This is a genomic window from Acidovorax sp. 59 (assembly GCF_002754175.1).
Taxonomy (GTDB): domain Bacteria; phylum Pseudomonadota; class Gammaproteobacteria; order Burkholderiales; family Burkholderiaceae_C; genus Acidovorax; species Acidovorax delafieldii.
In genome coordinates this window covers 3,812,476-3,829,654 of sequence record NZ_PEET01000001.1, presented here as the reverse complement: position 1 = coordinate 3,829,654, position 17,179 = coordinate 3,812,476, and the positions used below count along the sequence as shown (strand labels likewise).

15 protein-coding genes are annotated in these 17,179 nt (G+C 67.3%); 9 read left to right on the top strand and 6 right to left on the bottom strand.

Annotated elements, in window-relative coordinates; translation table 11 throughout:
• Position 1: 1 nt before the first annotated feature.
• Both CLU87_RS17415 and CLU87_RS17410 read left to right on the top strand, forming a co-directional pair.
• Positions 2-667 (top strand): amino acid ABC transporter permease, encoded by a 666-nt coding sequence (locus tag CLU87_RS17415; RefSeq protein ID WP_056059987.1) that lies wholly within the window; start codon positions 2-4, stop codon positions 665-667.
• A 40-nt stretch (positions 668-707) separates the two neighbouring features.
• Positions 708-1,445, top strand: a complete 738-nt coding sequence (locus CLU87_RS17410; RefSeq protein WP_056059339.1) for an amino acid ABC transporter ATP-binding protein — start codon at positions 708-710, stop codon at positions 1,443-1,445.
• A gap of 108 nt (positions 1,446-1,553) precedes the next feature.
• Here the strand turns inward: CLU87_RS17410 and CLU87_RS17405 are convergent, their stop codons facing one another.
• Complete coding sequence (locus tag CLU87_RS17405) at positions 1,554-2,474, bottom strand: MurR/RpiR family transcriptional regulator (RefSeq protein WP_055400817.1); 921 nt, start codon at positions 2,472-2,474, stop codon at positions 1,554-1,556.
• Positions 2,475-2,573: 99 nt separating this feature from the next.
• Here CLU87_RS17405 and CLU87_RS17400 point away from each other — a divergent pair, with 99 nt between their 5' ends.
• The 6 genes from CLU87_RS17400 to CLU87_RS17375 all read left to right on the top strand — a co-directional run bounded on the left by CLU87_RS17400 (position 2,574) and on the right by CLU87_RS17375 (position 9,586).
• Positions 2,574-3,755, top strand: coding sequence for a M20 family metallopeptidase (locus CLU87_RS17400; protein ID WP_099731251.1), 1,182 nt, complete (start codon positions 2,574-2,576; stop codon positions 3,753-3,755).
• Between the two features lie 43 nt (positions 3,756-3,798).
• Positions 3,799-4,788 (top strand): tripartite tricarboxylate transporter substrate binding protein, encoded by a 990-nt coding sequence (locus CLU87_RS17395; protein ID WP_099731250.1) that lies wholly within the window; start codon positions 3,799-3,801, stop codon positions 4,786-4,788.
• A 130-nt stretch (positions 4,789-4,918) separates the two neighbouring features.
• Complete coding sequence (gene pyrC / locus CLU87_RS17390) at positions 4,919-5,959, top strand: dihydroorotase (RefSeq protein ID WP_099732228.1); 1,041 nt, start codon at positions 4,919-4,921, stop codon at positions 5,957-5,959.
• On the top strand, positions 5,944-6,717 hold the full coding sequence (locus CLU87_RS17385; RefSeq protein WP_099731249.1) for a DUF3025 domain-containing protein: 774 nt from the start codon (positions 5,944-5,946) through the stop codon (positions 6,715-6,717). The genes pyrC and CLU87_RS17385 overlap by 16 nt, the downstream gene beginning before the upstream one ends.
• A 186-nt stretch (positions 6,718-6,903) precedes the next feature.
• Positions 6,904-7,782, top strand: a complete 879-nt coding sequence (gene htpX, locus CLU87_RS17380; RefSeq protein WP_099731248.1) for a protease HtpX — start codon at positions 6,904-6,906, stop codon at positions 7,780-7,782.
• 229 nt (positions 7,783-8,011) lie between these two features.
• A complete protein-coding gene (locus CLU87_RS17375; protein WP_099731247.1) occupies positions 8,012-9,586 on the top strand; it encodes a methyl-accepting chemotaxis protein in 1,575 nt (524 codons plus the stop codon).
• A gap of 19 nt (positions 9,587-9,605) precedes the next feature.
• Here the strand turns inward: CLU87_RS17375 and CLU87_RS17370 are convergent, their stop codons facing one another.
• On the bottom strand, positions 9,606-10,670 hold the full coding sequence (locus tag CLU87_RS17370; RefSeq protein WP_099732227.1) for a GlxA family transcriptional regulator: 1,065 nt from the start codon (positions 10,668-10,670) through the stop codon (positions 9,606-9,608).
• A 123-nt stretch (positions 10,671-10,793) separates the two neighbouring features.
• Here CLU87_RS17370 and CLU87_RS17365 point away from each other — a divergent pair, with 123 nt between their 5' ends.
• Entirely contained in the window at positions 10,794-12,137 is a 1,344-nt protein-coding gene (locus tag CLU87_RS17365; RefSeq protein ID WP_099731246.1) for an amidohydrolase, read from the top strand.
• Positions 12,138-12,171: 34 nt separating this feature from the next.
• On the opposite strand, the gene CLU87_RS17360 is transcribed toward CLU87_RS17365, so the two are convergent.
• The 4 genes from CLU87_RS17360 to CLU87_RS17345 form a co-directional block, all read right to left on the bottom strand.
• A complete protein-coding gene (locus CLU87_RS17360) occupies positions 12,172-13,890 on the bottom strand; it encodes an NAD(P)/FAD-dependent oxidoreductase (protein WP_099731245.1) in 1,719 nt (572 codons plus the stop codon).
• Between the two features lie 186 nt (positions 13,891-14,076).
• The gene (locus CLU87_RS17355) at positions 14,077-15,147 is read right to left on the bottom strand and encodes a lysylphosphatidylglycerol synthase domain-containing protein (RefSeq protein WP_099731244.1); all 1,071 of its coding nucleotides are present in this window, start codon (positions 15,145-15,147) and stop codon (positions 14,077-14,079) included.
• A gap of 17 nt (positions 15,148-15,164) precedes the next feature.
• The gene (clsB, locus tag CLU87_RS17350; protein WP_099731243.1) at positions 15,165-16,403 is read right to left on the bottom strand and encodes a cardiolipin synthase ClsB; all 1,239 of its coding nucleotides are present in this window, start codon (positions 16,401-16,403) and stop codon (positions 15,165-15,167) included.
• A complete protein-coding gene (locus tag CLU87_RS17345) occupies positions 16,400-17,173 on the bottom strand; it encodes an endonuclease/exonuclease/phosphatase family protein (protein ID WP_056745297.1) in 774 nt (257 codons plus the stop codon). Before CLU87_RS17345 ends, clsB begins: the two co-directional genes overlap by 4 nt.
• Positions 17,174-17,179: the final 6 nt, after the last annotated feature.

Here is a 17,179-nt window from a genome sequence, read left to right as displayed (position 1 = left end):
TATGAATCTCGATTTCTCCTTCTACAACTGGGACCTGATCTCCAACTTCGTGCTCAAGGGGCTGTACTTCAGCCTGATCCTCACGCTGGTGGCCACCATCGGGGGCGTGCTGTTCGGCACCGTGCTGGCCCTCATGCGCCTGTCGGGCAAGAAGTGGCTGGATGTGCCCGCCACCATCTACGTCAACGGCATGCGCTCCATTCCGCTGGTGATGGTGATTCTGTGGTTCTTCCTGCTGGTGCCCGCCATCATCGGCCGCCCCATTGGCGCGGAAGTGTCGGCAGTCATCACCTTCATTGCCTTTGAGGCAGCGTACTTCAGCGAAATCATGCGCGCTGGCATCCAGTCCATCCCACGCGGCCAGGTGTACGCCGGCCAGGCATTGGGCATGACCTACGGCCAGAACATGAAGCTGGTGGTGCTGCCCCAGGCGTTCCGCAACATGCTGCCCGTGCTGCTCACCCAGACCATCATCCTGTTCCAGGACACGTCGCTGGTTTACGCCATTGGCGCCTACGACATGCTCAAGGGCTTTGAAGTGGCGGGCAAGAACTTTGGTCGTCCGATCGAGGCGTACCTGGCCGCTGCGGTTCTGTACTTCATCATGTGCTATGCGCTGTCATGGGCGGTCAAGCGCCTGCACCAGAAGATCGCGATCATCCGCTGATCGAGGCTGGTGCAAAAGAGATTGGATTGAGGAAAAAGAAATGATCGAACTCAAAAACGTATCCAAGTGGTATGGCCCGGTGCAGGTGCTCAACGAGTGCTCGGCCACCATCAACAAGGGTGAAGTGGTCGTGGTCTGCGGGCCCTCGGGCTCTGGCAAGTCCACACTCATCAAGACCATCAACGCGCTCGAACCCTTCCAGAAGGGCGAGATCACGGTCGATGGCGTGAAGCTGCATGACCCCAGCACCAACCTGCCCAAGCTGCGCAGCCGCGTGGGCATGGTGTTCCAGCACTTCGAGCTGTTCCCCCACCTGTCGGTGACGGACAACCTGACCATTGCGCAGATCAAGGTGCTGGGCCGCAGCGCGGACGACGCCAAGAAGCGCGGCCTCAAGATGCTGGAGCGCGTGGGCCTGATCGCCCACAAGGACAAGTTCCCCGGCCAGCTCTCGGGCGGTCAGCAGCAGCGTGTGGCCATTGCGCGCGCTCTGTCGATGGACCCCATCGTGATGCTGTTCGACGAACCCACATCCGCGCTCGACCCCGAAATGGTCGGTGAAGTGCTGGACGTGATGGTGGGCCTGGCCAACGAAGGCATGACCATGATGTGCGTGACCCACGAAATGGGCTTTGCCCGCAAGGTGAGCAACCGCGTGATCTTCATGGACGTGGGCGGCAAGATCCTGGAAGACTGCTCCAAGGACGACTTCTTCAACAACCCCGACGCACGCCAGCCGCGTACCAAGGACTTCCTCAATAAGATCCTGCAGCACTGAACGGTGCCTGCACCCCCGTGCCGCAAGGGTTGGGGGCTACAAAAGAAGCGCTCTCCGGAGCGCTTTTTTCATGGGGCTACCCAAGGCTGAACGTCTGCCGCGCGCAGGCTAGCGCTTGCTCCGCCGACCGGCTGGCGAGGGGCTTTCCACGATGAGTTGCGACTCGAAATCTGTCCACAGATCGTCGCGCCGCTTCAGTGCCTCGGACACCGCCTTGTGCCGCAGCTGGGCCACGGCCGACACCAGCGCATTGCACAGGAAGAACGCGGCGGTGTAAGAGTCGAACGGCGACGCATTGGACGTGCGCACCTGCAGCCGGTGGTGGGACAGCGCCGCCAAGGGCGCGGCGGCGCTGTCGGTGATGGCCAGCACCTGGGCCCCGGCGTCGCGAAAGCGCTGCGCCACTTTCACCGGCCCGCTGGCGTAGCGGCGGATGCTGAAGACCAGCAAGGCATCTTCGGGCTGGATCCACAGCAGCTGGTCGGTGGCGTCCACCGCGCCAGCCCCCAGTTCGTGCACGCCCGGGCGGCACATGTTCAGGTGCAGCGCCAGCCAGGCGGCCACCGGGGCACTGTTGATCTGCGCCAGCACAAAGATGCGTCCCTTGCCCTGTGCGATACGTGCCACCATGGCCTCGAAGGCTGCCATGTCCAGTCCGTCGCGCGTGGTGGTGAGGTTGTGCTGGTCGTGCAGCAGCGCGTCGTCCACACACTGCTGCAGGCTGCGCCGGGTGCCGATGGTGACCGGCGCGCGCTGCCCCGCCGTTTGCAGCAGGGCGGTAACCTCGGCCCGCGCCTCGCGCTGGGCCTCGGCATAGCTGCCGTAGCCCAGCTTGGCAAACAGCCGCACCACGGTCGATGCACTGGTGCCAGTGCGCGCAGCGAGGGCGGTGGCGGACTCCAGCAGGGCGTGGGGGTAGTCGCGCCCCAGGGCCTCGGCCAGCGCCCGTTCGCTGGCGGTCAGGTCGGCGTCCTGGCGGGCCAGCCGCTCGGTCAGCAAGGCGCTGGATTCGTGCAATGATGATTTCATAAAATTCTCATTCGTGCAAAATACGTTGCAGAACTCCGGGTCGCGTGCAACACTGCGGCCCAAATTTTGCCCCTACCTGGGGCTTGCCCAAGGACAACGATGCTCAATACCCTGAACGAAGGTCTGCTGCCGGTGCGTGCGCAGGTCCTGGACTGGCTGGCCAGACAGCAGCAGTCCATGCAAGACCTGTTGCAAAAAGTGGTCAATATCGAGAGCGGCAGCCGCAATGAGGCGGGCGTGACCGCCGTGGCCCATGCCCTGGCCGAGCGCCTGCAGGCGGCCGGTGTGCCGGTGCAGTTTGAGCCGGTGCCCGGTTATGGCGTGCTGCTGCATGCGCAGGTCAACCCGGCAGAGGGCGCTGCAGCCGGTGGCGCGCCCATCATCCTCATGGGGCACATGGACACGGTGTTTCCCGATGGCACCGTGGCCAAGCGCCCCTACCGCGAAGAAGCGGGGCGCGCCTACGGCCCAGGCGTGGCCGACATGAAGTCCGGCCTGGTGCTCAACGTGTTTGTGGCCGAGGCCTTTGCGCGCTGCGGCGGCCTGCAGGCGCCGCTGCACCTGTTCTTCTCGTGTGATGAAGAGATCGGTTCGCCCGCCACGCGCGACCTCATCATGGCCCGCGTGCGGGGGGCGCGTGTGGTGTTCAACGCCGAGCCGGGCCGTGTCAGCGGCAACGTGGTCACCAGCCGCAAGGGCTCGATGGTGGTGGAGTTCGAGGTGCAGGGCGTGGCCGCGCATGCAGGCATCAACCACGCCGCTGGCGCCAGTGCCATCGAAGCCCTGGCCCGCAAGACCCTGGCGCTGCATGCGCTGACCGACCCGGCCACGGGCGTCACCTGCAACGTGGGCGTGGTGCAAGGGGGCATCGTGCCCAACATGGTGGCCCCACACGCCCGCGCTGAGGTGGACCTGCGCTTTACCGCCGACACCAACCCCGACGAACTGCTGGAGCGCGTGCGTGTCATCGTCGAAGAAGAGTCCGTGCCCCGCACCCAGGGCCGCATCACCACCACGCGCCGCACCCTGCCCATGAAGCCCACCCCGGACGACCTGCTGGCGCTGTACCAGCAAGGCGCGCGGTCGCTGGGCTTTGAAGTGCAAGGCGAGTTCACCGGCGGCGCGGCCGACAGCGGCCTGACCGCATCAGTGGGCGTGCCCACGCTGTGCGCCACGGGCCCGGTGGGCGGCCACGCACACACCGAACGCGAGTACTGCGAGCTGTCCACCTTTGTGCCACGCGCGCAGGCCGTGGCGCTGGCCGTGCTGGCACACCCCTGATTTCTTGTACCTCCCCGCCCCTTTTTTGAGTTCTTTGATCGTCATGCACACCACACCTTCCCGTCGCCATCTTCTGACCACCGGACTGGGCCTTGCCGGCCTCGCCGCGCTGCCCGCCATGGCGCAAGACAAGTTCCCTTCGCGCCCGATCACGCTGGTGGTGCCCTTCCCGCCGGGTGGGTCGGTGGACATCATGGCGCGCCAGTATTCCGAGCCGCTGTCGCGCGTGCTGGGCGTGCCCATCGTGGTGGAAAACCGCGCCGGCGCGGGTGGCTCGGTGGGCGCGCAGTATGTGGCGCGCTCCAAGGCCGATGGCTACACCCTGGTCGTGTCGTCGCAAAGCAGCCACCTGGCCAACCCGCTGACCCAGCCCAAGATCGGCTACGACCCGGTCAAGGATTTTGAGAACATCGCCATCCTGGGCCGCCAGCCCAACGCGCTGGTGGTGCACAGCAGCCTGCCGTTCAAGACCTTCAAGGAGTTCATCGACTACGCCAAGAAGAACCCGGGCAAGCTCAACTACGGCAGCGGCGGCGTGGGCAGCATGGGCCAGCTCAATGTGGAAATGCTCAAGGTGTCCACGGGCGTGTTCACCACGCACATTCCCTACCGTGGGGGCACGCCGCTGATCACGGGCGTGCTGGGCAACGAGGTGCAGTTCATCCTCGACAACCTGGTCATCATGCTGCCCCACATCCAGGCGGGCAAGGTGCGCGCCCTGGCCGTGGCGGCCGACCAGCGCCTGCCGCAACTGCCCGATGTGCCCACCATGGCCGAGGTGGGCCACCCCGAGCTCAACCTCACTTCCTGGACAGGCCTGGCCGCGCCTGCGGGCACACCCGATGCGGTGGTGCAGACGCTGTACAAGGCCGTGCGCCAAGTGGCCACATCGCCCGCCATGGTGGCCAACCTCAAGGACCGTGGCGTGATCGTGCCGGAAGAGATGTCGCCCGCCGCGTTCGAAAAAATGATGGCGGACCGGATGGTGAAGTTCGGCGCGGTCGTCAAACGCGCAGGGATCACCGCCGAATAAACCGGCAGATCTGTCCCTGGCGCTACCGTGATGAGCCGTTTCATTCGGTAGCGCTACGAACATATGCCTCGCTAGCTATGAAAATGAGAGCGTTTGGAGGCGGCATGTCCGCAATGGGACAATGACGCCCATGACTGCAGCCCCCCAAACCCTCACCATCACCCGCCCCGACGACTGGCACCTGCACGTGCGCGACGGCGAGCCCCTGCACACCGTCGTGCCCCACACCGCCGCCCAGTTCGGGCGCGCGATCATCATGCCCAACCTGCGCCCGCCGGTCACCACGGCCGAGCAGGCCCTGGCCTACAAGCAGCGCATCCTGGCCGCCGTGCCCGCAGGCATGCGCTTTGAGCCGCTGATGACGCTGTACCTGACCGACAACCTCCCGCCCGAAGAAATCGTGCGTGCCAAGGCCGCAGGCGTGGTGGCCTGCAAGCTCTACCCCGCAGGCGCCACCACCAACAGCGACGCGGGCGTGACCGACCTGCGCAAGACCTATAAAACGCTGGAAGCCATGCAGAAGACCGGCATGCTGCTGCTGGTGCACGGCGAAGTGACCAGCAGCGACATCGACCTGTTCGACCGCGAGGCCGTGTTCATCGAGCAGCAGCTCATCCCGCTGCGCCGCGACTTCCCCGAGCTGAAGATCGTCTTCGAGCACATCACCACCAAGGACGCTGCCGACTACGTGGCCAGCGCCGACCGCTTCACCGCCGCCACCATCACCGCGCACCACCTGCTGTACAACCGCAACGCCATCTTCATCGGCGGCGTGCGCCCCCATTACTACTGCCTGCCAGTGCTCAAGCGCGAAACGCACCGCGTGGCCCTGGTGCAGGCCGCCACCAGCGGCAGCAGCAAGTTCTTTTTGGGCACCGACAGTGCACCGCACCCGGCGCACCTCAAGGAGCATGCCACCGGCTGCGCGGGCTGCTACACAGCCCACGCGGCCATCGAGATGTATGCCGAGGCATTCGACAATGCCGGGGCGCTCGACCAGCTCGAAGGCTTCGCCAGCTTTCACGGCCCGGACTTCTACAGCCTGCCGCGCAACACCACCACCATCACCCTGCGCCGCGAGTCGTGGACGCCGCCCGACAGCTTTGCGTTTGGCGAAGCCGAACTCAAGCCCCTGCGCGCCGGTGAAGCCCTGCCGTGGCGGCTGGTGTAAGTCCGCCCTTCGACGCCATCGACTGGAGCGCTCCCTGGCTGGCGCCGTGGCGCGGCCTGGGCCAACCCCTGGCCCGGCAGCTGTTGCAGGATGACCCATCGGTGCACCAGGCATTGCAGACCGCAGCGCCGCAGGGTGCTCCCGTGGTCTTTGTGCCCCAGTCCGCGCTGCCCGAAGGCACCGCCTACGAGCAGTACATCTGGGACACCCGCCGCGTGCCCACGCGCGACAACCTGCACGACTTTTTCAACGGCCTGGTGTGGTTGCGGTTTCCGCACACCAAGCGGCGCCTGAACCAGCTGCAGGCCCAGGCCATCGCCGCCGATGGCGTGCAGGCCGTGCGTGGACCGCTGCGCGATGCACTCACGGTGTTTGATGAAAACGGCGCGCTGTTGCAGGCGCCGGATGCCCTGTGGGATGCGCTCCGGGCGAGGGACTGGCAGCGCCTGTTCATCGACTTGCGCCCGCTGTGGGGCCAGGCCCGGCTGGTGCTGTTCGGGCACGCACTGCTCGAAAAGCTGGTTTTTCCGCGAAAACCCATGGTGGCGCACGTATTTCATGCGCCGGCAGCTATTGATTCCATAGCGGAGGTGGATGCGTGGCTGGCAGGGCAGGTGGAGGCCTCGGCATGGTCCAGCAAGCCCTTCACGCCGCTGCCCGTGCTGGGCGTGCCCGGCTGGTGGCCGGCCAATGCAGCGCCGGGCTTCTATGCCGATGCGCAGGTGTTCCGGCCCTTGCGGGCCGCGGCGGTTTCGTAATTCCCGCCAAGGCTTGTGTGATAAGGCCCCGGCCGGGGTTTGCACCTACCATAGCGCGATGAAATCGCGGCCATGGGGGGCTGCCACGGCCTCGCCGCCTGGAGACTGGCGCTTGAAGCGGCGCCCCCGGCCCCCATCTGAGCCAGCAAACACTCGTTGTTGTTTACCCCACGGAGAAACCATTCCATGAAGCGGATCCTTTTGTTTGTGATGACCAACCTGGCCGTCGTTGTCGTGCTGGGGGTGGTGGCCAGCCTGCTGGGCGTGAACCGCTACCTCACGGCCAACGGGCTCAATCTGGGCGCGCTGCTGGGCTTTGCGCTCATCATGGGTTTTGGCGGCGCGATCATCTCGCTGCTCATCAGCAAGCCCATGGCCAAGTGGACCTCGGGCGTGCGCGTGATCGACGGCTCCGGCTCGCCCGACGAGCGCTGGATCGTCGAGACCGTGCGCAAGTTCGCCACCGAAGCCAAGATCGGCATGCCCGAAGTCGGCATCTTCGAGGGCGACCCCAATGCGTTTGCCACGGGCGCGTTCAAGAACTCGGCCCTGGTGGCGGTGTCCACCGGCCTGCTGCAAGGCATGACGCGCGACGAGGTCGAGGCCGTGATCGGCCACGAAGTGGCCCACATCGCCAACGGCGACATGGTGACCATGACGCTGATCCAGGGCGTGATGAACACTTTCGTGGTGTTCCTGTCGCGCGTCATCGGCTACGCGGTGGACAGCTTCCTGCGCAAGAACGACGAGAACAGCTCGGGCCCCGGCATCGGCTACTACGTGACCACCATCGTGCTCGACATCGTGCTGGGCTTTGTGGCCGCGATGATCGTGGCCTGGTTCAGCCGCCAGCGCGAGTTCCGCGCCGACGCGGGCGCTGCCCAGCTGATGGGCCGCCGCCAACCCATGATCAACGCGCTGGCCCGCCTGGGTGGCATGCACCCCGGCGAGCTGCCCAAGAGCGTGGCGGCCATGGGCATCGCCGGTGGCATCGGCAAGCTGTTCAGCACCCACCCGCCCATTGAAGAGCGCATTGCTGCGCTGCAAAACGCACAGCAGCAATAAACCGAACCGCCTCAGGCGCAACGCCTGATCGGCCCCGAGGGCCGCCACAGTCTTGCACTGTGGCGGCCTTTTTGTTGGTGCGTTGCGGCTGTTGCTTTGGCGCTCCGGCAGGGTGTGGCCTGTTGTGGGGCGGCTCAAGGACTTGTAACCTTTTGTCGATACATTCCCAACGCCTGCCACCTCCAGCCGCTGTCCCGCGTTGCCCCATTCACCCTCACGAGAGCCTCCCATGTCCATCTCCCACGCACGTGTTGCTGTCCGCCTAGCCCTGGCTTTTGGTGTGGTCTGCCTCGTCATGTCCCTGTCGGCGGCGGTGGGCATCTGGCGGCTGGCCGGGCTGCAGGACATTGCGGACGACCTGGGCGGTGCGTCGTCCGAGCGCGCGTTGCTGGCGCGGGAGCTGCACGCCATCGTGGTGCTCAGCTCCGCCCGCGCCGAAACGCTGCTGGAGATCGACAACAACCCCGACTACGCGGCGCGCATCGACGCCGACCGCAAGACCACGTCAGCCCGCTCGTCCGAAGTGCGCAAGCGCCTGGACGAGCTGGCGGCAGACCCGGAATCGCAGGCCTTGTTCGATGCCATCGACAAGGCCGGCAACGGTTTTCGCACGGTGCGGGACGACCTCGTCAAGCGCCGCAAGGCGGGCGAGGCCTTGCCGCCCGACGCCATTGCCAAGCAGCTGCGTCCTGCGGCAGACGCCTACGCCGCTGCCGTGGACAAGCTGGCCGAATACCAGCGCCAGCGTGTGGCCGAAGCGCGAGCCGCTGCCGCCCGCAGCGAAAGCCAGGGCATCACGCTGCTGGCGGCGGGCTCGTTGGTGGGCTTGCTGCTGAGCCTGGCCTGCGCCTGGCTGCTGTCGCGCTCCATCCTGCAGCCCCTGGCCCATGCGTCCGAGGTGACCGACCGCATTGCCGAAGGCGACCTCACCTCTCCCGTGCCCGCGCCGCAGGCGGGCAACCGCGACGAGCTGCAGGCCCTGCTGGCGCGCCTGGGGGGCATGCAGGCACGGCTGGCCGAGCTGGTGGTGGGCATGCGCCAGGCCAGCACCTCGGTGGCCGGTGCCAGCAGCGAGATCGCGGCAGGCAACAGCGACCTGTCGGCCCGCACCGAGCAGACCGCCTCCAACCTCGAAGAGATCGCCGCCAGCATGGAGGAGCTGCTGGCCACCGTGCGCCACAGCGCCGACGCGGCTGCGCAGGCCAGCACCCTGGCCACTGGCGCCAGCAGCGTGGCCCAGCGCGGGCGCGAGGCGGTGGACCGCGTGGTGGGCACCATGGACGGCATTGCGCTGTCGTCGCGCCGCATTGCCGACATCACCAGCGTGATCGATGGCATTGCATTCCAGACCAACATCCTCGCGCTGAATGCGGCCGTGGAGGCAGCCCGTGCCGGTGAGCAGGGCCGTGGCTTTGCGGTGGTGGCCAGCGAAGTGCGCAGCCTGGCGCAGCGTTCCGCCACGGCGGCCAAGGAGATCGGGGGCTTGATCGGCGACAGCGTGCGGCAGGTGGACGAGGGCACCCAACTGGTCCATGCGGCAGGGGGCACCATGGGCGAGATCGTGAACTCGGTGCAGCAGGTGGCCGCCATCATTGGCGAGATCAGCACTGCGGCCCGCGAGCAGACCACGGGCCTGAGCCAGGTGGGTGAGGCGGTCTCGCAGCTCGACCAGATGACCCAGCAGAACGCCGCGCTGGTGGAGGAGTCCTCGGCCGCCGCGCAGGGGCTGCGGGTGCAGGCGCAGCAGCTGGCCGAGCTGGTGGAGGCGTTTCGCCTGCCTTCGGGGAACGCGCTGCCTCGCTAGGCGAGAGAACACCGGGCTTTCACGTCAGATCCACCCGCCAGCGCCTGCGCGGCGCGCGCAGTGCATGGCGCTTGCGGTACTCGGCCGGTGCCATGCCGGTGTAGCGCACAAAGATGCGCCGGAACGCCGCCGGGTCGGCATAGCCGCAGGCCGTGGCAATGCTGGGCACGCTCTCCAGCGTCACCTCCAGCAGCACCTTGGCGCGTGCGCAGCGCAGGCTGTGCAGGTGGTCCAGCGGCGACTGCGACAGCTCCAGCTGAAAGTGCCGCAGCAAAGTGCGCGGGCTCACCGCCGCCGCCTCGGCCAGCCGGGCCAGCGAATAGGGCTCGTCCAGATGGGTCTCCATCCAGGCCATGGCGCGGGCCAGGGTGCTGTCGCGCGTGGCGGGGATGTGTTGCTGCGCGTTGGCCTGCAGCGCAGCCCGGGCGCGTTCGTGGTCGGGCCGCAGCACGCTGGCACAGGTCTGGGCCAGCGCGTCACCCAGTGCGTGGCGCACCAGGGCGATGGCCATTTCTCCCAGGCTGTGGGGCAGCGCACAGCTGAGCCAGAGGCCGTCATCGGTCAGGTCGTGGCCGGCATCGAGGTCGATGTCGGGAAAGTCGCGCTCAAACCCGGCCAGGTAGAACCACGGCAGGCCGCAGCGGCGGCCCTGCAGGCGCCCGCTCTGCGCCGCCAGCCAGGCCCCGTTGCCGACGGTGAGCACCTTGTGCCCGGCATCCAGCGCAATGCCGATCTGGCGCGAGAGGGCGCGGTGGCGCGACGCCACGCTGCGGATGGCGGGGATGTCGGCGGCGTGGAAGGAGGGAATGAACCAGGCGAATGCCGGCCCCTCGGCAGGTGCCGCCGGGGGCTGCGTGTAGGCCGCCAGCGGGCCCGGCTGGTGCGCCAGCGGCTGGCCTTGGGCGTCCAGCAGCCGCCAGGCCAGGCGGGGCGAGCCAGCGCCGCCCCGCAAGCCGGCCAGCAGATTGGCGCTGCGCAAGAGGTCGATGAACTGCAGTGCGTTGCCCACTGCCGATTCGGGCAGCAGCGGGATGTCGATGCGAAAAACCGGCGCCGTCGCAGATGGGACAGAAGAACGGGGCATGGCGATATTGGCTCTGTGGATGGCCATTTTCGCTTGTCTGCAGCGTGGGGTGGGCTCTTAGCATGAACGTGCGTTTTTTTGCCGCGTTCCTTTTTGCTTTCACTTCCTGCACGGATCTGTCTCATGCACAAACCCCTCTCTGCCATCTCGCTGGCCACCGGCCTGCTTCTCAGCGGGCTGACGTTCGCATCGTCCGCCCAGGCCCAGGCCCTGGACGCCGCCGGCCTGCAGGCCATCGATGCCGCCGTGACGGCCGTGGCGCCCAAGATGGTCAACTGGCGCCGCGACATCCATGCCCACCCCGAACTCTCGGGCCAGGAAGTGCGCACGGCCAAGCTCGTGGCCGAGCACCTGAAGAAGCTGGGCATGGACGTGCAGACCGGCGTGGGCGGCACCGGCGTGGTGGGCACGCTCAAGGGAGGCCTGCCCGGCAAGGTGGTGGCCCTGCGCGCTGACATGGATGCCCTGCCCGTGCCCGAGAACACCGGCCTGCCGTTTGCGAGCAAGGCCAAGGCCAACTACCTGGGCAAGGAAGTGCCCGTGATGCACGCCTGTGGCCATGACGCCCACACCGCCATGCTGATGGGCGCGGCCGAGGTGCTGGCGGGCATGAAGGCGCAGCTGCCGGGCACGATCAGGTTCATCTTCCAGCCCGCCGAAGAGGGCGCGCCCGTGGAGCCCGACGCCAACGGCAAGGTGCCCAGCTTCGGCGCCAAGGCCATGATCGAAGCCGGTGCGCTCAAGGACGTGCAGGCCATCTATGGGCTGCACATCACCTCCAACCTGCCTGGCGGCGTGGTGGGCTACCGCAGCGGCCCGCTGATGGCCGGGTCGGACAACATCACCATCCATGTGGAAGGGCGTGGCGGCCATGGCTCGTCGCCCTGGGCCACCATCGACCCCATCGTGGCCGCCAGCCAGGTGGTGATGGGCCTGCAGACCGTGGTGAGCCGCCAGCTCAACATCAGCCAGGAACCGGCCGTGGTCACCATCGGCCAGATCCAGGGCGGCACCCGCTACAACATCATCCCCGACAAGGTGGAGATGATGGGCACGCTGCGCACCTTTGACGAAGACATGCGCCAGGAAGCGCTCAAGCGCATCACCACCACGGCCGAGTCGATTGCCGCCGCCAGCGGTGCCAAGGCCAGCGTGCGTTTTGGCCCCGTGGCCTACCCCGTGACCACCAACCCTGCGCCGCTCACGCAGGCCTCGCTGCCCGCGCTGAACCTGGCCATGGGCGGCAAGACGATGGTGATCCCGAAGGTGGCAGGGTCGGAGGACTTCTCGGAGTTCCAGAAGGTCGTGCCGGGCTTCTTCTACTTCCTGGGTGCGCCACCCAAGGGCAAGGATTTCGCCAAGGCACCGCCCAACCACTCCGCGCTGTTCGACATCGACGAAGACCAGCTGCCCGTGGGTGCCCGCTCACTGGCGGCGCTGGCCGTGGACTTTTTGCAGCGCAAGTAAGCGGTGCCCCGGGCCGGCACCGCCAGGAGGCAGGTCAGCCCGCTGCGCCCAGCAGGCTCCGGGCCACGGCCTCGCCGACCTTGATGCCATCCACGCCGGCGGACAGAATGCCGCCCGCGTAGCTGGCGCCTTCGCCCGCCGGGTACAGGCCCGGCGTGTTCAGGCTTTGCAAGTTGTCGCCGCGCCCGATCTTGAGCGGCGACGAGGTGCGTGTCTCCACACCCGTCAGCACCGCGTCGTGCATGTCAAAGCCCTTGATCTTGCGGCCGAACACGGGCAGCGCCTCGCGCAGCGCCTCGATGGCGTAGCCGGGCAGGGCGGCGTGCAAATCGCCCAGCGCCACGCCGGGCTTGTACGAGGGCTCCACGCTGCCCAGCTGGGTCGAAGGCTTGCCCGCAATGAACTCGCCCACCAGTTGGCCCGGTGCGCTGTAGTCGCGCCCGCCCAGCACAAACGCATTCGATTCGAGCTGGCGCTGCAGCACGCTGCCCGACAGGGGGTGGAACTGTCCGGCGGGCAGTGCTTCCACGCCATAGGTCTGGCCCAGGTGGGTTTCAAACGCCTGCGCGCCCTGCGGGTAGTCGCGGGGGTCGATGCCCACCACCATGCCCGCGTTGGCATTGCGCTCGTTGCGCGAATACTGGCTCATGCCGTTGGTCACCACGCGGTGGGGCTCGCTGGTAGCGGCCACCACGGTGCCGCCGGGGCACATGCAAAAGCTGTACACCGCGCGGCCATTGGCGGCGTGGTGCACCAGCTTGTAGTCGGCTGCGCCCAGCAGCGGGTGGCCTGCGTGGCGGCCCCAGCGGGCGCGGTCGATCACGCCCTGCGGGTGCTCGATGCGGAAACCGATGGAAAAAGGCTTGGCCTCCATGGCCACGCCACGCTGGTACAGCATGGCAAAGGTGTCGCGCGAGCTGTGGCCCAGCGCCATCACCACATGGTCTGCGCGCAGCTCGGTGGTCTCGCCCGTGGCCTGGTTCAGCACCTTCAGGCCGCGCAGGTGGCGCGCACCGCCTGTGCCTTCGATGATCACGTCGGTCACGCGCTGCTCAAAGCGGATCTCGCCGCCCAGCGCAATGATCTGCTCGCGCAGGTTTTCCACCACCTTCACCAGCTTGAAGGTACCGATGTGCGGGTGGGCGACATACAGGATTTCTTCGGGCGCACCGGCTTTGACGAACTCGTTCATCACCTTGCGGCCCAGGTGACGCGGGTCCTTGATCTGGCTGTAGAGCTTGCCGTCGCTGAACGTGCCGGCGCCGCCCTCGCCAAACTGCACGTTGCTTTCGGCATGCAGCTCGCGCTTGCGCCACAGGCCCCAGGTGTCCTTGGTGCGTTCACGCACGGTCTTGCCGCGCTCCAGCACGATGGGCTTGAAGCCCATCTGAGCCAGCACCAGTGCCGCAAAGATGCCGCAGGGGCCAAAGCCCACCACCACGGGGCGCAGGGGCAGGTCGGCAGGCGCCTGGCCCACGGGGTGCCAGGCCATGTCGGGCGTGGGCTGGATGTGCGGGTTGCCTGCAAACTTTGCGAGCAGCGCGGCTTCGCGTTCAGGCTGGGCGAGCGTGATGTCCACGATGTAGACCGCCAGCAGGTCGGCCTTGCGTGCGTCAAAGCTGCGCTTGAAGACGTGCAGGTGGGCAATGTCGGCGTCTGCCAGGCCCAGAATGTGGGCGGCAGCGGCGCGCAGGGGCGCCTCGGGGGCTTCGGCCACGGTGAACGGCAGCCGGATTTCGGAGAGTCGGATCATGGTCTTGCGGGCCCGTGTCGATCGGGCGAAAAGCAATAGCGTGGGGCCGGGATGATACGGGGTCCGCGCAGCGGGCGGAACCCCTGTCGGACCGAGTTACCGGGGTATCGGGCGGCAGGGCTATATAAAAATGATAGCAACAAGGCCAATATGCAATAGCGCATCTGGCACTTTTGGCTGAAATTCTCACTGCAGAGTGCGCTGCATGCCTTGCGCAGGCCCCTGGCGCCAGCGCAGCTCGGCCACACCCAGTGCCACGGCGGCCAGCACCAACGGCCCAAAGTAGTACAGCGCCCGGTAGGCCAGCAGTGCCGCCAGCACCTGTTCTTGCCCCAATGCGTCGGTGGCCAGCAGCGCCACGCCCACGGCCTCCAGCACGCCCAGGCCCGCAGGCACGCGCAGCACCAGCCCGGCCACGGCGCCCAGCAGCACTGTGGCCAGGGCGGCGGGGTAGGCCACCTGGTGTTGCAGCACCGTCCACAGTGCGGCGCCCATCAGCATCCAGTTGGTGGCCGATGCCGCGATTTGCCACAGCGCCACGGGCCAGTGCGGTAGCGGAAACGCATGGCCGCGCAGCGTGAGCGCGCGGCCCCTGCGCACCGCGCACAGTGCCAGGTAGGCCAGCGGCAGGCCGCCCAGTACCGTGCCGCCCCAGTGCCATTGCCAGGGCGCTACCGTCCACCCGGCCACTGCCGGTGGCTGCCACAGCCATGACAGCACGCCTGACAGCATCAGGTAACCCACCCAGTTGGTCACGATGCTGGTGCCCACCACCTGGCCGATGGTGCCGGGGTCCACGCCGCGCCGGTCGTACAGCCGGTAGCGCACGCCCACGCCGCCAATCAGCGAGCCCAGGTTGAGCGTGAACGGATAGCTTGTCATGGCAATCGCCAGCGTGGTGCCGCGCGTCAGGCGGTGGCCGCTGCAATGGCGCCCCACCCAGTCAAAGCTGCCGTAGGTGAAGTGGCTCAGCAGCGCCAGCGCGCCGCCCAGCGCCAGTGCGGTGGCGGGCAGGTCGCGCAGCGCCTGCAGCACGGCGGGCCAGTCCACCGAGCGCGCCTGCCGAAAGATCAGTCCGGCCACCACCGCAAAGAAGGCGAGGGCGAGCCCCCGGGTGAGCCAGGGCCACCAGGCTTGCTGCGGCCAACGGCGCCAGCCGCTGGGGGTGTGGCGGTTGCTGCTTCTGCGGGATGGCGCCTGCAGGGCGTCGGTGGCGCCGCCCGCCTGGGTGTCCGCGTGCAGCGTGGGGGTGGCCATGGTGGGCGCCTGCCGGCTCAGGTGGCGGGGCTGCCAGTGGGCTCTGCCGCACCCGCCCCCGGGTTCGCGAGCGTGATCTGGGGCTCGTGGCGGGGCAGCCAGCCCGCCCATGCGGGGAACCAGCGCAGCAGGTGGAACACCGCATAGCTGCGCAGCAGGCGCAGGCCGTTCCAGCGGCTGGGGGCTGTGGCTTGCACCTGCTTGCAGCTGTGCTCCATCAGGTGCGACAGGCGGCGGTGCAGGTGGGCGTTGAAGGCGCGGTCCTGGATGATCACGTTGGCCTCGAGGTTCAGCGACAGGCTCAGCGGGTCAAGGTTGCTGGAGCCCACGGTGGACCAGTCTTCGTCCACCAGCGCCACCTTGCCGTGCAGCGGGCGGTCGCAATATTCGTACACCCGCACGCCTGCGCGCTGCAGGTGGTCGTACAGCAGGCTGGCTGCCGTCTTCACGATGGGCATGTCGGGCTGGCCTTGCAGGATGATGCGCACATCCACCCCCCGTTTCGCGGCGCGCCGCATCTCGCGGATGAACCGGTAGCCCGGGAAGAAGTAGGCGTTGGCAATCACCACCCGGCTGCGCGCTGCGCGCAGGGCCACGCGGTAGTGGCGCTCGATGTCGTTGGTGTGCTGCTGGTTGTCGCGTGTCACGAACATGGCATGGGCCGTGCCCGCGTGCGGGCGCCCGGTGATGCCTGCGGCCTGGTGGCGCTTGCGGTCCTGGCGGCTGAGCACGGCCTCGCGGGTGAAGTGGTGCATCTGCGCCACGATGGGGCCGCGCACCTGCACGGCATAGTCCTGCTTGGCTTCGGGGCCAAAGTCGGCCACATGGTCGGCCGAGTAGTTGATGCCACCAATGAACCCCAGGTGCCCGTCCACCACCACGATCTTGCGATGCATGCGGCGCAGCAGGTTCAGCCGCTGGCCCAGGAAACGGCGGCCCGGGTCAAAGATGCGAAAGTGCACGCCGGCCTCCACCAGGCTGCCGACAAACTGGTCCGACAGATCGGGCGAGCCAAAGCCGTCCACCAGCACATGCACCTCCACGCCCCGCCGGGCGGCCGCCAGCAAAGCGGCGTGCAGCTGTTGGCCGATCTTGTCCTCGAACAGGATGAAGGTTTCCAGCATGACCTCGCGCCGGGCCTCGGCAATGGCCTGGAACACGCGGGGAAAGAACTCCTCGCCGTTTTCGAGCAACTCGAAATGGTTGCCGGGCACCCAGCGGGACGAGCGTGGCGCGCGGAAGGTAGGGCGTTTCATAGCAGGATCTCCGCAGCCAGGGGCGCATGGTCCGAGAGCTTGTCCCAGGGCTTCTTGGGCAATGCCAGTGGAGAGTGCACGGTCGCGTTGCGCACGTAAATGCGGTCCAGCGCCAGCAGCGGCATCGCCGCCGGAAACGTGCGCACCGCCCGGCCAAAGGCCTGCACAAACACTTCCTGCAATCCCGCCTCGTGCTGAAGCACCCGGTGGGCACGGTGGCGCCAGTCGTTGAAGTCGCCCGCCAGCACCACAGGCTCGTGGGCGGGAAAGCTGTTGACCAGATCGCACACGCGGCGCAGCTGGTGTTGCCGGTGCGACTCCTGCAGGCCCAGGTGCACACACACGGCATGCACCGGCAGGTGGTGCCCGGGGGGCTGCAGCACACAGTGCAGCATGCCGCGCCGTTCGGGCCCGCTCACCGAGATGTCGTGGTTCTCGTAATGCGTGATCGGAAACTTGGACAACAACGCATTGCCATGGTCGCCGTTGTCATACACCGCATTGCGGCCGTAGGCGTATTGCGACCAGATGGTGTCGGCCAGAAACTCGTAGTGCGGAACCTGCGGAAAGTTGGCGAACCGGCTGGCGTGCCGGTGGTGCGTGCCCAGCACCTCCTGCAAGAACACCAGGTCGGCCGCCACATCGCGCACGGCCTCGCGCAGCTCGTGCAGCATGAAGCGCCGGTTGAAGGTGGTGAAGCCCTTGTGCACGTTCACGGTGAGCACCTTGAACGCAATAGGCTGGGAGTCTGTCGCGGAGTTCGGGGCCATGGGCAG